Origin of the sequence: Geodermatophilus ruber (assembly GCF_900114385.1) — a bacterium.
Taxonomy (GTDB): Bacteria; Actinomycetota; Actinomycetes; order Mycobacteriales; family Geodermatophilaceae; genus Geodermatophilus; species Geodermatophilus ruber.
In genome coordinates this window covers 1-13,301 of record NZ_FOSW01000022.1, presented here as the reverse complement: position 1 = coordinate 13,301, position 13,301 = coordinate 1, and the positions used below count along the sequence as shown (strand labels likewise).

Below are 13,301 nucleotides of genomic sequence, written 5' to 3'. Positions count from 1 at the left end.
TGGACGCATGCGCGTTCTCGTCGCCGGCGGGGCCGGCTACATCGGTAGCGTAGTCACGGCCGCCCTGCTGCAGGGCGGCCACGAGGTGACCGTGCTCGACGACCTCTCGACCGGGCACGCCGACGCGGTGCCCTCCGGCGCGGGGCTCGTGCAGGCCACGCTGCACGACTCGGCCCCGGTGCTGGCCGACGTCCGGCCCGAGGCGGTGCTGCACTTCGCGGCGAAGAGCCTGGTCGGCGAGTCGCAGGTCAAGCCGGAGATCTACTGGGACACCAACGTCACCGGCACGCTGGCGCTGCTGGAGGCGATGCGCGCGGTCGACTGCCGGCGCATCGTGTTCTCCTCCACCGCGGCCACCTACGGCGAGCCCGAGTCCGTGCCGATCCGCGAGGACGCCCCGACCCGGCCGACCAACACCTACGGCGCCAGCAAGCTCGCCGTCGACGCGATGCTGACCTCCTACGCGGCCGCGCACGACTTCGCGGCGGTGAGCCTGCGCTACTTCAACGTCGCCGGCGCCGCCTACGGCCTCGGCGAGCGGCACACCACCGAGACCCACCTCATCCCGATCGCCCTGCAGGTCGCCGCGGGCACCCGCGAGGCGCTGACGATCTACGGCGAGGACTACCCGACGCCGGACGGCACCTGCATCCGCGACTACATCCACGTCGCCGACCTCGCCGACGCCCACCTGCTCGCGCTGACCGCGCCCGCCGCCGGCGAGCACCGCATCTACAACCTGGGCAACGGCACCGGCTTCTCGGTGCAGCAGGTCGTCGACGCCGTCCGTGAGGTCACCGGGCACCCGGTGCCGGTCGTCGTCGGCCAGCGGCGGGCCGGCGACCCGGCCCAGCTGGTGGCCTCCAGCGACCGGATCCGCGCCGACCTCGGGTGGACGCCGAAGCACACCGAGCTGCCCGACATCGTGCGCGACGCCTGGGAGACCGCCCGCGCCCGCCGCTGACCCCGGAGCCGGCCCTCGTGGCCACTTCGGCCGCTCGGCGGTCGGCCTTCGTGGCCACGAGGGCCGGGTCAGCCGGTGACGGGCTCCCCCGTCGTCGGCTCCTCCTCGGCCGCCCGGTCGACCCGCAGGCGGGCGATCCGGCGGCCGTCGAGCTCGAGCACGGTGAGCGTGCGCCCGTCGACGGTGACGGTGTCGCCGGGCTCGGGCAGCCGGCCCAGTTCGGCGAGCACGTAGCCGGCGACCGTCTCGTAGGGGCCCTCGGGCAGCGGGAGACCGGTCACCTCGCGGAAGTCGTCGAGGTTGAGCAGGCCGTCGACCTCCTGCGGCGCGCCCGGCTCCTCGGCTCCCTCCTCGGCCACGTCCTCGTCGTACTCGTCGTAGATCTCGCCGATGACCTCCTCGATGAGGTCCTCGAGGGTCACGATGCCGTCGGTGCCGCCGTACTCGTCGACGACGATCGCCAGGTGCTGGTTCTCCCGCCGCATCTCGCTGAGCGCGGTGAGGACGCCGGCGGTGCCCGGCAGCCGCTTCACCTCGCGGACCAGGTCGCCCACGGTGGCCGCGCGGCCGGCGGGATGGTTGGGCAGGAACAGGTCGCGCACGTGCACGAAGCCGACGACGTCGTCCTCGTCGCGGCCGACCACCGGGTAGCGGGAGTGGCTGGAGTCGTGCACCTGGCGGGCCGCCCGGCTGGCGGTCATCGAGGCGTCGAGGAAGTCGACCTCGGTGCGCGGCGTCATCACCTCGCGCACCTCCCGGTCGCCGGCGCGGAACACCTCGTCGATGAGCCGGCGCTCGTCGCTGGTCAGCGACTCGTGGGCGGCGACGAGGTCGCGCAGCTCCTCCTGGCTGATCGACTCACCGGAGACCTTCGGGTCACCGCCGAGCAGGCGGACCAGCAGGTCCGTGGACTTCGACAGCAGCCAGATGACCGGCCGGAACAGCTTGGCGATCGCGTTCAGCGGGGCGGCGACGATCAGGGAGAACCCCTCGGCGCGCTGCAGCGCGAGCCGCTTGGGGGTGAGCTCGCCGACGACCAGTGACAGGTAGCTGATCGCGATCGTGACCAGGACGAGGGCCAGGGTGCCGGCCAGCCCCTCCGGCATCCCCCGGTCCACCAGCCAGCCGGCCAGCGGCTGGGAGAGGGTGCTCGCACCGAAGGCGGCGGAGAAGAACCCGGCCAGGGTGACGCCGACCTGGACGGCGGCGAGGAAGCGGTTGGGGTCGCTGAGCAGCCTCTGCACCGCCTGGCCGCGCCGGCCCTGGTCGGCCATCCCACGCACCTGCGACTCCCGCAGCGAGACCAGCGCGATCTCCGCCCCCGCGAAAGCTCCTCCGATCAGGACGAAGGCGACGACCATGACGATGTTGAGCCAGACGTCGCTCACCGGCGGCGTGCTCCTCGATCTGTGCGGCAGTGCGGACGAGGACCATGCTGCCCGCTCTCCGCTCGCGCGCCCAGCGCACCGCCGCCCGCAGGGGTGAGGCGCTGTCGACAGTGACGTCCGCCACAGACCCCTCACGGTAACGGTTTAGTCACGGCTAACCTCCCCAAAGTAACGGTCCGTGATCTAGCAACTCGTGAGGGTTACCTCGTGCACCACATTCCGGCGGGTCGCCCGCTCGCGTCCCGCCTCGCCGCCGCGCTCGGCCGCACCCCGCGGGCCCTCGGCCGGGCCTTCCGCCTGCGCCGGGTGCTGCCGGTCCTGATCGCGATGAGCGTCCTCGCGGGCGCCGCCCTCGCCGCCCCCGTGGTGACCGGCGGCCCGGACGCCGACGCGGTGGCGCTGGAGGCGCCGTCTCCCTCGGCCCGGGTCCCCTCGGAGCGGTGGTGGAGCCACGGGTCGGACCGCTGGTCCTCCCGCGCGCTGGAGCACTGGCTCTCCCACGGGTCGCGGAGCTCCCGCGGCGGGAGCACCCCCAGCCCGCGCCCGGAGACCCCGGCGCCGGCACCCGCCCCGGGGGCGACCGAGGTCCCGGTGGCCGAGGAGCCCGCGCCCGCGCCGACGTCCCCGGCGACTCCCCCGCCCGCCGCGGAGAGGCCGGAGCCGGCGCCGTCGTCCTCCGCGCCCGCGCCGACGTCCCCGGCGACTCCCCCGCCCGCCCCGGCCCCGAAGCCGTCGCCGGCCGCTCCCCCGGCGACTCCCCCGCCCGCCCCGGCCCCGAAGCCGTCGCCGGCCGCTCCCCCGGCGCCCACCCGCACCGCACCCGCCGCTCCGGCGCCGGCGCCGGCCGGCAGCTCCGCCGAGGAACAGGTGCTGGCGCTGGTGAACGAGGCCCGCGCCGCGGCCGGCTGCGCCCCGGTCGTGGCCGATGCCGGGCTCGCCGCGGTGGCCCGGGCGCACAGCGCGGACATGCGCGACCGCGACTTCTTCTCGCACACCAACCCGGAGGGGCTCTCCCCGTTCGACCGGGCCCGGAACGCCGGGATCAGCACCGCCCGCGCGGAGAACATCGCCTACGGCCAGCCGGACGCCGCCGCGGTGATGGAGGGCTGGATGAACAGCTCCGGCCACCGGCGCAACATCCTGGACTGCGACCTGACCCGCCTCGGGGTCGGCGTCGCCGAGGGCGCCGGCGGCCCATGGTGGACCCAGCTCTTCGGCGCCTGATCCGTCTCTGCGGCAGGTATCCACAGGCGAGAACACGTCAGTGGCCCCCTCGGACGCACCGAGAGGGCCACTGACGTGTGGTGGTCACCGAACGGTGACCGGAGGGGTCTACCTCAGGCCATGGCCTTCTGCAGGTTGGCGTCGATGGCCGCCAGGAAGTCCTGGGTGGTCAGCCACGGCTGGTCCTTGCCGATCAGCAGCGCGAGGTCCTTGGTCATCTGGCCGCTCTCGACGGTGTCGATGCAGACCTTCTCCAGGGTCTCGGCGAAGCGGGTGACCTCGGGGGTGCCGTCGAGCTTGCCGCGGTGGGCCAGGCCCCGGGTCCAGGCGAAGATCGAGGCGATCGGGTTGGTCGAGGTCGCCTCGCCGCGCTGGTGCGCCCGGTAGTGCCGGGTGACCGTGCCGTGCGCGGCCTCGGCCTCGACGGTGCGGCCGTCGGGGCTCATCAGCACCGAGGTCATGAGGCCCAGCGAGCCGAAGCCCTGCGCCACGGTGTCGGACTGCACGTCACCGTCGTAGTTCTTGCAGGCCCAGACGTAGCCGCCCTCCCACTTGAGGGAAGCGGCGACCATGTCGTCGATCAGCCGGTGCTCGTAGGTGATGCCGGCGGCCTCGAACTTGTCCTTGAACTCGGCCTCGAAGACCTCCTGGAACAGGTCCTTGAAGCGGCCGTCGTAGGCCTTGAGGATCGTGTTCTTGGTCGACAGGTAGACCGGGTAGTTCCGCTGCAGGCCGTAGTTCATCGAGGCCCGCGCGAAGTCGCGGATCGACTCGTCCAGGTTGTACATGCCCAGGGCGACGCCGCCGCCGGGCGACTGGAAGACCTCGTGCTCGATCGGCGCGGAGCCGTCCTTCGGCGTGAAGGTCAGCGTCAGCGTCCCCTCACCGGGGAAGCGGAAGTCGGTGGCGCGGTACTGGTCGCCGAAGGCGTGACGGCCGACGACGATCGGCTTGGTCCAGCCCGGCACCAGCCGCGGCACGTTCTGCATGATGATCGGCTCGCGGAAGATGACGCCGCCGAGGATGTTGCGGATCGTGCCGTTGGGCGAGCGGTACATCCGCTTGAGGCCGAACTCCTCGACCCGCGCCTCGTCCGGGGTGATCGTCGCGCACTTGACGCCGACGCCGTACTTCTTGATCGCGTTGGCCGCCTCGACGGTGATCCGGTCGTCGGTCTCGTCGCGCTTCTGGATGCCGAGGTCGTAGTACTCGAGGTCGACGTCGAGGTACGGGAGGATCAGCTGGTCCTTGATGAACTGCCAGATGATCCGGGTCATCTCGTCGCCGTCGAGCTCGACAACCTTGCCCTCGACCTTGATCTTTGCCACTTGCACGTTCCTCTTCTCTGCTGGTGACGTTCTGGAACGGCCCCCTTCCAGGGGCCCGCCCTGAGCCTGCGAAGGGTGGGGAGGAAGGGGGTCCTTTCTCAGAGGTCGGCTACGTCGGCCTGCTTGGCGCGCACGGCCTCGGCCGCCTCGCGCAGCCCGGCCAGCTCGCTCTCGGTCAGGTCGCCCTCGACGACCCGCCGGACGCCCTCGCGCCCGATCTCGGCCTCGACCCCCAGGTACACCCCGGAGATGCCGTACTCGCCGTCCACCCAGGCGCAGACCGGCATGACCGTGCCCGAGTCCTCCATCACGGCGCGGGCCATGCGGGCCGCGGCCGCCGACGGCGCGAAGTACGCCGAGCCGGTCTTGAGCAGCGCGACGACCTCGGCCCCGCCGTTGCGGGTGCGGTCGACGAGGTGCTCGACGCGGTCGGCGGGCAGGACGTCGGCCAGCGGCTTGCCGTCGACGGTGCAGCGCGAGGGCACCGGCACCATCGTGTCGCCGTGGGAGCCGAGGGTCAGGGTGCGCACCGAGCTCACCGGGACGCCGAGCTCCTCGGCGACATTGTTGGTGAACCGGGCGGTGTCGAGCATGCCGGCCTGGCCCATCACCCGGTGCTTCGGGAACCCGGTGGCCAGCTGGGTCAGCGCCGTCATCTCGTCGAGCGGGTTGGAGACGACGATGACGACCGCGTCCGGCGAGGTCCGGGCGACGTTCTCGGAGACGTCGCGCACGATCTTCGCGTTGGTCTCGATGAGATCCATCCGGCTCATGCCGGGCTTGCGGGGCAGCCCCGCGGTGATGACGACGACGTCGGAGCCCTCGGTGCCCGCGTACGAACCGCCGCCGACGCCGACGACCTTCGTCTCGAAGCCCTCGATCGGCCGGGACTGGTTGATGTCGAGGGCCAGGCCCTCGGGCTTGCCCTCGACGATGTCGGTGAGGACGACGGTGTCGAAGATGTCGTACTCCGCGAGTCGGAGGGCGGTGGTCGAGCCGTAGAACCCGGCACCGACGACGGTCACCTTGCCGTTCCTGGGCTGCTCTGCCATGGCGGCCAACCTAACGCTCCGGGGACCGTCGCGCCCGAGCGGGTCGCACGCGCACCTCAGGCACTCGGGATCGCCAGCGCGACCCCGCCCAGGACCACCCCGACGCCGGCCATCAGGACGACGTCCACCGGCCGGCTCCGGACGGCGAGAAAGCCCACCCGGCGCTCCGGCAGGAGCAGCCGCAGCAGCCCGCCCCCGACCAGGGCCAGCGCGACGACGAACAGCCCGCGCCGCCAGTGCTCGAAGGTGACCAGGAGCAGGCCCACCGCCACCGCGACCAACACCACCAGCAGGGGAAGCTGCCGGATCAGGGCGGCCAGGAACGGCCGGCGGACGTACAGCGGCGGGCGGGTCATCAGGCGCCGAGGACCTCGGCGGCCGCGGCCTGCTCGGCGGCCAGGACCACGTTCTGCAGCAGCATGGCCCGCGTCATCGGCCCGACCCCGCCCGGGTTGGGGGCCACGAAGCCGGCCACATCGACGACGTCGAGGGCGACGTCCCCGGCGATCTTGCCGTTCACCCGGCTCACCCCGACGTCCAGGACCGCCGCGCCGGGCTTGACGATGTCCTTGGTGATGAGGCCGGGGACGCCGGCCGCGGCGACCACGATGTCGGCGTTGCGGACGTGCGCGGCGAGGTCGCGCGTGCCGGTGTGGCAGAGGGTGACCGTCGCGTTCTCGGTGCGGCGGGTCAGCAGCAGGCCCAGCGGCCGGCCGACGGTGATCCCGCGGCCCACGACCACCACCTCGGCCCCGGCGATCGGCACGTCGTAGCGGCGCAGCAGCTCGACGATCCCGACCGGCGTGCAGGGCAGCGGGCCCGGGACGTTCAGCACCAGGCGGCCGAGGTTGACCGGGTGCAGGCCGTCGGCGTCCTTGCCCGGGGCCATGCGCTCGAGGACGGTGCTCTCGTCGATGCCCTTGGGCAGCGGCAGCTGGACGATGTAGCCGGTGCAGGCGGGGTCTGCGTTGAGCTCGTCGACGACGGCGAGCACGTCGTCGAGGGTGGCGGTCGCCGGCAGCTCGCGCTGGATGCTGGCGATGCCCACCTGGGCGCAGTCGGAGTGCTTGGCGTTGACGTACCACCGGCTGGCCGGGTCGTCGCCGACGAGCAGCGTGCCCAGGCCGGGCCGGTGTCCGGACGCCGCCAGCGCGGCGACCCGTTCGGTCAGCTCCGCCCGGATGGCTGCTGCGGTGGCCTTGCCGTCGAGGATCGTCGCGGGCACGGAGGACAGTCTGCCCGAGAGCGCTCCGGGGATGCCGCCGCGGTCCTAGGCTCGCAGGGAGCAGGCGTCTTCCCCGCCTGCCGACGCGCGAGGAGAGCACATGAGCGAGCGCGAGCAGGTTCCCCCCGGCACCCCCGGCGAACCGGTGGGCCCGCGCGGGTCGACGGCGGCCGGTACCGAGCCGGGCAGGAGCGCCCGGCTCGAATCGGGTCCGCTCCTCGGCCACGACACCGCACCGCAGTACTCGACCTCGCCGGTGGTCCTGCGCCGGCCCGACACGCTCGCCGGCCTGCTGCTGATCCTCGCGGGCGTCGCCGCCGGCGTCAGCCTGCTGCTGCGCTGGCTGCCGGGCAGCGACCGCACCGGCCTGGACCTCGTGCGGCGGGGCGTCGAGGACTTCCGCGCGGGCGGCATCGGCGAGCTGGTCGACACGGGCTTCTGGCAGCCGCTGGCCGTGGTCCTCGGCGGCGGGGTGCTGTTCCTGCTGGGGCTGCTCATGGTCCTGCCGGCCCGCGGGCACCGGTTCCTGGGGCTCCTGGCGCTGCTGGTCAGCCTGGTCGCGGCCGCGGGCGTGCTGGTGCCGCTGGCCGACGTCGGCTGGGACGTCGTGCGGGTCGACACCGGCTTCTGGTTCGCCGTCGCCGTCCCCGCGCTCGGCCTGCTCGGCGCGCTCAAGGCAATGTTCTCCGGGCCGAGGCGCGCCTGAGGAGTCCCGCCGACTCGGCGCAGGTCGGGCGGCGGTGTCGTCCCCTCAGTCCGCGACGAGGGCGCCGTGCGCGCGGGCGACCTGCACCGCCTGCACGAGGTCGAGCCGGACGCCGGTCAGCTCGAACGCCAGCCAGTTCACCCCGTCGGTCGACGCGCCGCGCAGGTCGGTCCCCCGCAGTTTCACCCCCTGCAGCCGGGCCCGGTCGAGGTCGGCGCCGGACAGGTCGCACTCGCGCAGGTCGGCGTCGGTGAGGTCGGCCTCGCGGAAGCGCTGACCGGACAGGTCCACCCCCGACAGGTCCGCCCCGCGCAGCGACGTCCAGCTCCAGTCGCTGTCGATCGTCGTCATCGGCCGCAGCTGCGCGCCCGGGAACTGCGAGCCGGTGAGCTTGCAGCCCTCCCAGACGGCGTCGAACAGCCGCGCCCGGTCCAAGCGGCAGGACAGGAACGCCGAGCCGGTGTGCCGGGACCCGGCCATCCGCACCCCGGTCAGCATGCACGAGTCGAAGACGCACCGCCGGGTGACCAGCTCCTCCAGTCCCGCGTCATCGAAGCGGCAGCGGGTGAAGGTGACGCCGTCGAGCTCGGCGCCCCACCAGTCGACCCGCGCGAAGTCCTCCCCCTCCACGACGGCGCCGGGTCCGGGCGGCCGGACGTGCGGGCGGGGTCCCCTGCCGGGGCCCGCCGCGAGCACACGGCCCCCTCGCAGGGGCCCGCCGCGAGCCTGCGAGGGGTGGGGGGCGAGGGGGTCCTTCATCAATGCGCGAAGTGCCGGGTCCCGGTGAGGTAGAGCGGCACGCCCGCGGCCGCCGCCGCCGCGATGACCTCCTCGTCCCGGACCGAGCCGCCCGGCTGGACCACCGCCCGCACGCCGGCGTCCAGCAGCACCTGGAGCCCGTCGGCGAAGGGGAAGAAGGCGTCGGAGGCGGCGACCGCGCCCGCGGCCCGCTCCCCCGCCCGTGCGACCGCCAACCGGGCGGCGTCCACCCGGTTGACCTGCCCCATGCCGACACCGACGGTGGCCTTCTCGTGGGCCAGCAGGATCGCGTTGCTCTTCACCGCACGCACGCTGCGCCAGGCGAAGACCAGATCGTCCAGGCCGGCGGCGTCCAGCGGCTCGCCGGTGGCCAGCGTCCAGGTGGTCGGGTCGTCACCGGGGGCGTCGATCCGGTCGGCGGTCTGCAGCAGCAGCCCACCGCTGATCGGCCGCGCCTCGGTGACGGGGCGATCGGCGGCGGGCAGGCGCAGCAGCCGGATGTTCTTCTTCGCGGTCAGGACCTGCAGCGCGTCGTCGGTGAACGACGGAGCGACGACCACCTCGGTGAAGACGCCGGCGACCTGCTCGGCCATGGCCAGGTCGACCTCGCGGTTGGCCGCGATGACCCCGCCGAAGGCCGACACCGGGTCGCAGGCGTGCGCCTTGCGGTGCGCGGCGGCGATGTTGTCGCCGACGGCGATGCCGCACGGGTTGGCGTGCTTGATGATCGCGACGCACGGGTCGGCGTGGTCGTGCGCGGCCCGCCAGGCGGCGTCGGTGTCGACGTAGTTGTTGTAGGACATCTGCTTGCCGTGCAACTGCTCGGCGTGCGCCAGGCCGGGCTCGTCGCCGAGGTACAGGGCGGCCCGCTGGTGCGGGTTCTCGCCGTAGCGCAGCACGTCGGCACGCTCCCAGCTGGCGCCCGCCCAGGCGGGGAAGCCGGAGTCGTCGTCCGGTGCGACCGCGTTGCCCAGCCAGGAGGCGACGGCGATGTCGTAGCTCGCGGTGTGCCGGAACGCCGCCACGGCCAGCCGCTGCCGCTCGGCGAGCGTGAAGCCGCCCTCGCGCACGGCGGCGAGGACGTCGTCGTAGCGGGCCGGGTCGACGACGACGGCGACCGACGGGTGGTTCTTCGCCGCCGCCCGCACCATCGCCGGGCCGCCGATGTCGATCTGCTCGATGCACTCGTCGGGCGTGGCGCCCGAGGCCACCGTCTCGGTGAACGGGTAGAGGTTGACCACGACCAGGTCGAACGGGGCGATGCCCAGATCCTCGAGCTGCCGCACGTGCTCGGGCCTGCGCCGGTCGGCGAGGATCCCGGCGTGCACTGCCGGGTGCAGCGTCTTCACCCGGCCGTCGAGGCACTCGGGGAAGCCGGTGACCTGCTCCACCGGGGTGACGGGCACACCGGCGGCGGCGATCCGGGCCGCCGTCGCGCCGGTGCTCACCAGCTCGACGCCGGCATCGGCCAGCCCCCGGGCGAGCTCCTCGATCCCGGTCTTGTCGTAGACGCCCAGCAGCGCCCGGCGGATCGGGGTGCGGTCGCTCATCGGGGGTCCTCCTCGCTGGTGGCGAGTCGCGCCACCGTCTCGACCAGAAGCGTCCGCTCCACGGTCTTGATCCGTTCGTGCAGCTGCGTCTCGTCGTCCCCTGGGAGCACGGGCACCTCCCGCTGGGCGAGCACCGGGCCGGTGTCGACGCCGGCGTCGATCAGGTGCACGGTGCTGCCGGTGACCTCGACGCCCGCGGCCAGGGCGTCCCGGACGGCGTGTGCGCCGGGGAAGGCCGGTAGCAGCGCGGGATGGGTGTTGATCAATCGGCCGCCGAACGCGTCCAGCACGGCGGGGCCGACGATCCGCATGAAGCCCGCCGAGACCACCAGGTCCGGCCGGTGCCCGGCGATCTCCGCGGCCAGGGCGCGGTCCCAGGCGGCGCGGTCGGGGTGGTCGCGCAGCGTGCAGGTGAAGGTGGGGATCCCCCGGCGGCGGGCCTGCTCCAGGCCCGGAGCCGGGCGGTCGCTGCCCACCGCGACGACGGCGGCCGGGTAGCCCGCCTCGTCGGCGGCCTCCAGGAGCGCGGCGCACAGCGAGCCCGTCCCCGACAGCAGGACGACCACTCGCGCCCGCGGGCGAGACACGGCTGAACTCCTCCTCCCGCCCACTCCAGCGACCCTATCCGGGCCCCGGGGGCCGCCCACCGGCCGGGGCGGTCAGCCCAGCGAGCGCCAGCGGGCGACGGCGGCCCCCAGCGCGGCGGCGATCCCGGCCTGCGCGGCGACGGCCAGCCCGGTGGTCACCGGCGGCGCCCCGACCTGCGCCAGCGCGCCGTCACCCAGCGAGCCGCCGGCGAGCCAGGCGAGCACCCCGCAGGTCAGGCCGAGCAGCGCACCGGCCAGCACGCCCCAGAGAGCGGCAACCACCGACCCGCCCTCGGTGTCGCCCAGCCGCCGGCCCAGGGTCGCGCCCGCGACCAGACCGGCGAGCGCGGGCACAGCCTGGGACGCGAAGGCCAGCAGCGGCACGGCCTGGGTGTCCGGCAGCGCCGCCAGCAGCGGGAGGGCGGGGACAGCGCCGAGCGTGACGCCGTGCACGGAGACGAGGGTGCCGCTGCCGACGGCGAAGCCCGGCCCGGCGGCCAGCCCGATGGCGGCCACGGCGGCGTTCGGCAGCAACAGCGCGCAGAGAGCCAGGAGGCCCACGGCCCCGGCGGCGGAACCGCCGAGGGAGTCGGAGAGGGTGGCGTACCCGCCGGCGTCGGAGGCCAGGGCCACCGCGACCATGCCGAGGCCCAGCGCGAGGGCGGCGAGCAGCCCGGCGAGCACCGCGCGCCCCAACGGGCGGACCGGCCCGGGCAGCGCGCCCAGGAGGCCGGACTCCCGCAGGACACCCCAGCCGGAGGCCAGCCCGGCGAGCAGCAGGCACCCGACGGCGACCCGCAGCAGGTCCACCGCGGCACCGGGCCGGTCGACCGCCAGGCCCAGCAGCAGCGCGAGGGCCGTGTGCGTGCCGGCCACCGCCGCCACCACGCCCCCCGCGGGCCGTCCACCGGTGAGGTCGCAGACCCGGACGACCCCGCGGCCGGCGCTGGACAGCCCCCAGGCCAGGGCGAGGGTCAGCAGCAGCGGAGGGAGCACGACCGGTCCGGAGGGGAGCGTGATCCCGCCGCCCTGGGCGAGCAGCCACAACTGGCCGGCGAGCCGGGTCGAGCCCGCGACGGGCAGGCCGCCGGAGGGGTCGAGCGCCTGCACCACGACCACCGCGAGGCCGAGACCGAGCAGGCTCAGGACCGAGACGGCCGCCGCGGCGGCCGCGGCCAGCAGGGCGGGGTGGGGCCGCCGGCGGGCGCCCGGCTCCCGCTGCCCCGGCAGGCTCAGGCGTGCGAGCAGCGCGACCATCCCCCCACTGTCCCAAGCCCGGCTGCCGAACGCGGGACCCCGCGCCCGGACGGGCCGACAAAGCCGACGAGGGCCGGCGGCCGGGTGGCCGCCGACCCTCGTCGGCTGGTGCTGGTCCCCGCAGGGATCGATCAGGTCAGGCGTTGCCCGAGGGGTGCCCCGGGTGGGCGCCGGGACCGCCGGGCTCGGTGCCCTGCTCCGGGCCGCCGGGCTGCCCGTAGGGCGGCGGCGGGGGCGCGGCCTGGGCCGCCGGCGGCGGGGGCGGGGGCGGGGGCGCGTACTGCTGCGGCGCGCCGTACTGCGGCGGCTGCTGACCGTAGGGCTGGCCCGGCTGGGCCGCCCCGGCACCGAACTGCGGCGCCTGCTGGTTGGCCCACTGCGCGGCGGTGGCCACGCCCCCGGGGAGCGTGGGGCGGTTGCGCAGCTGCGGCAGCAGGGTGAGGACGGCGAAGGCCAGGGCCGCGGCCGAGGTGAGGAAGGTCAGCAGCGCCATCGCGCTGAACCCGACCTCGAAGGTGCTGATCCACTCGAGGAGGGTCAGCAGGAACACCAGGCCGGTGAGACCGACGGTGATCAACCCGCGCGGGAACGGCAGCTTCACGTCGTAGAACGCCGGCAGCAGCGCCCACAGCCCGGCGAGGAGCAGCAGCACGAAGGCGAGGGTGAGCAGGCCCGAGTCAAAGCCGTTGACCGAGACGGAGAAACCGAACCCGAAGTCCTCGCTGAACCACGGGATGATCATGAAGATCAGGTACGCGACGACGCTGCCGGCCACCACGTAGTCACCCAGGGACAGCTTCTTCGGGTCGAAGCCCACCGAACCGCCCGTCCCGGCCGGCCGGCCGTGCGGGTGCTGCCCGTACGGCTGCTGCTGCCCGTAGCCGGGCTGCTGCACGTAGGGCGGCTGGGGCTGCCCGTAGCCGGGCTGCTGCGGGGGCTGGGGCTGCCCGTAGCCGGGCTGCTGCGGGGGCTGGGGCTGCCCGTAGCCGGGCTGCTGCGGGGGCTGAGGCTGCCCGTAGGGCTGCTGCGGGGGCTGAGGCTGCCCGTAGGGCTGCTGCGGGGGCTGCGGCTGGCCGTAGCCCTCCGGCGCCTGGCCGTAGCCCTGGGGCGGCTGGCCGTAACCCTGGGGCGGCTGGCCGTAGCCCTCCGGCGTCGGCGAGCCGGACGGCTGCTGGCCCTGCCCGTACCCCCCGGGCTGCGACGGGGGCTGACTGGACGTCATCGTTCGGCTCTCCTCAGTAGTTGCTTTCCGCGTCGCGCA

Annotated in this window: 13 protein-coding genes; 3 read left to right on the top strand and 10 right to left on the bottom strand. The window is 74.5% G+C overall.

From position 1 onward, the window contains the following. Window positions 1-7 precede the first annotated feature (7 nt). Window positions 8-964 (top strand): UDP-glucose 4-epimerase GalE, encoded by a 957-nt coding sequence (gene galE, locus BMZ50_RS22920; protein ID WP_091329891.1) that lies wholly within the window; start codon window positions 8-10, stop codon window positions 962-964. A gap of 68 nt (window positions 965-1,032) precedes the next feature. Here the strand turns inward: galE and BMZ50_RS22915 are convergent, their stop codons facing one another. After that, window positions 1,033-2,352: a hemolysin family protein gene (locus BMZ50_RS22915; RefSeq protein WP_091329889.1), complete on the bottom strand. Its 1,320-nt coding sequence runs from the start codon at window positions 2,350-2,352 to the stop codon at window positions 1,033-1,035. 207 nt (window positions 2,353-2,559) lie between these two features. On the opposite strand from BMZ50_RS22915, the gene BMZ50_RS24905 reads away from it, so the two are divergent. Further along, window positions 2,560-3,576: a CAP domain-containing protein gene (locus BMZ50_RS24905; RefSeq protein ID WP_143087264.1), complete on the top strand. Its 1,017-nt coding sequence runs from the start codon at window positions 2,560-2,562 to the stop codon at window positions 3,574-3,576. A gap of 113 nt (window positions 3,577-3,689) precedes the next feature. Here the strand turns inward: BMZ50_RS24905 and BMZ50_RS22900 are convergent, their stop codons facing one another. The 4 genes from BMZ50_RS22900 to BMZ50_RS22885 form a co-directional block, all read right to left on the bottom strand. After that, on the bottom strand, window positions 3,690-4,904 hold the full coding sequence (locus tag BMZ50_RS22900; RefSeq protein WP_091329884.1) for an NADP-dependent isocitrate dehydrogenase: 1,215 nt from the start codon (window positions 4,902-4,904) through the stop codon (window positions 3,690-3,692). A 98-nt stretch (window positions 4,905-5,002) separates the two neighbouring features. Beyond that, the gene (gene mdh / locus BMZ50_RS22895; protein WP_091329882.1) at window positions 5,003-5,956 is read right to left on the bottom strand and encodes a malate dehydrogenase; all 954 of its coding nucleotides are present in this window, start codon (window positions 5,954-5,956) and stop codon (window positions 5,003-5,005) included. Window positions 5,957-6,012: 56 nt separating this feature from the next. After that, entirely contained in the window at window positions 6,013-6,312 is a 300-nt protein-coding gene (locus BMZ50_RS22890; protein ID WP_091329880.1) for a DUF3017 domain-containing protein, read from the bottom strand. Then, on the bottom strand, window positions 6,312-7,181 hold the full coding sequence (locus BMZ50_RS22885; RefSeq protein WP_091329878.1) for a bifunctional methylenetetrahydrofolate dehydrogenase/methenyltetrahydrofolate cyclohydrolase: 870 nt from the start codon (window positions 7,179-7,181) through the stop codon (window positions 6,312-6,314). The genes BMZ50_RS22890 and BMZ50_RS22885 overlap by 1 nt, the downstream gene beginning before the upstream one ends. A 100-nt stretch (window positions 7,182-7,281) precedes the next feature. Here BMZ50_RS22885 and BMZ50_RS22880 point away from each other — a divergent pair, with 100 nt between their 5' ends. After that, entirely contained in the window at window positions 7,282-7,887 is a 606-nt protein-coding gene (locus BMZ50_RS22880; RefSeq protein ID WP_245753821.1) for a hypothetical protein, read from the top strand. Between the two features lie 45 nt (window positions 7,888-7,932). On the opposite strand, the gene BMZ50_RS22875 is transcribed toward BMZ50_RS22880, so the two are convergent. From BMZ50_RS22875 to BMZ50_RS24445, 5 genes are all read right to left on the bottom strand, one after another. Continuing rightward, on the bottom strand, window positions 7,933-8,517 hold the full coding sequence (locus BMZ50_RS22875; protein ID WP_245753820.1) for a pentapeptide repeat-containing protein: 585 nt from the start codon (window positions 8,515-8,517) through the stop codon (window positions 7,933-7,935). Window positions 8,518-8,645: 128 nt separating this feature from the next. Then, window positions 8,646-10,196 (bottom strand): bifunctional phosphoribosylaminoimidazolecarboxamide formyltransferase/IMP cyclohydrolase, encoded by a 1,551-nt coding sequence (purH, locus tag BMZ50_RS22870; protein ID WP_091329874.1) that lies wholly within the window; start codon window positions 10,194-10,196, stop codon window positions 8,646-8,648. Continuing rightward, the gene (gene purN / locus BMZ50_RS22865; RefSeq protein WP_245753819.1) at window positions 10,193-10,783 is read right to left on the bottom strand and encodes a phosphoribosylglycinamide formyltransferase; all 591 of its coding nucleotides are present in this window, start codon (window positions 10,781-10,783) and stop codon (window positions 10,193-10,195) included. Before purN ends, purH begins: the two co-directional genes overlap by 4 nt. A 72-nt stretch (window positions 10,784-10,855) precedes the next feature. Then, entirely contained in the window at window positions 10,856-12,040 is a 1,185-nt protein-coding gene (locus BMZ50_RS22860) for a cell division protein PerM (protein WP_091329870.1), read from the bottom strand. Between the two features lie 136 nt (window positions 12,041-12,176). Next, on the bottom strand, window positions 12,177-13,262 hold the full coding sequence (locus BMZ50_RS24445) for a hypothetical protein (RefSeq protein WP_177212952.1): 1,086 nt from the start codon (window positions 13,260-13,262) through the stop codon (window positions 12,177-12,179). Window positions 13,263-13,301: the final 39 nt, after the last annotated feature.

Bases quoted from the DNA above. Each gene is read 5' to 3' on its own strand.
- BMZ50_RS22890 (WP_091329880.1), bottom strand. From the start codon at position 6,312: ATGACCCGCCCGCCGCTGTACGTCCGCCGGCCGTTCCTGGCCGCCCTG.
- galE (WP_091329891.1), top strand. From the start codon at position 8: ATGCGCGTTCTCGTCGCCGGCGGGGCCGGCTACATCGGTAGCGTAGTC.
- BMZ50_RS22880 (WP_245753821.1), top strand. From the start codon at position 7,282: ATGAGCGAGCGCGAGCAGGTTCCCCCCGGCACCCCCGGCGAACCGGTG.
- BMZ50_RS22860 (WP_091329870.1), bottom strand. From the start codon at position 12,040: ATGGTCGCGCTGCTCGCACGCCTGAGCCTGCCGGGGCAGCGGGAGCCG.
- mdh (WP_091329882.1), bottom strand. From the start codon at position 5,956: ATGGCAGAGCAGCCCAGGAACGGCAAGGTGACCGTCGTCGGTGCCGGG.
- purH (WP_091329874.1), bottom strand. From the start codon at position 10,196: ATGAGCGACCGCACCCCGATCCGCCGGGCGCTGCTGGGCGTCTACGAC.
- BMZ50_RS24445 (WP_177212952.1), bottom strand. From the start codon at position 13,262: ATGACGTCCAGTCAGCCCCCGTCGCAGCCCGGGGGGTACGGGCAGGGC.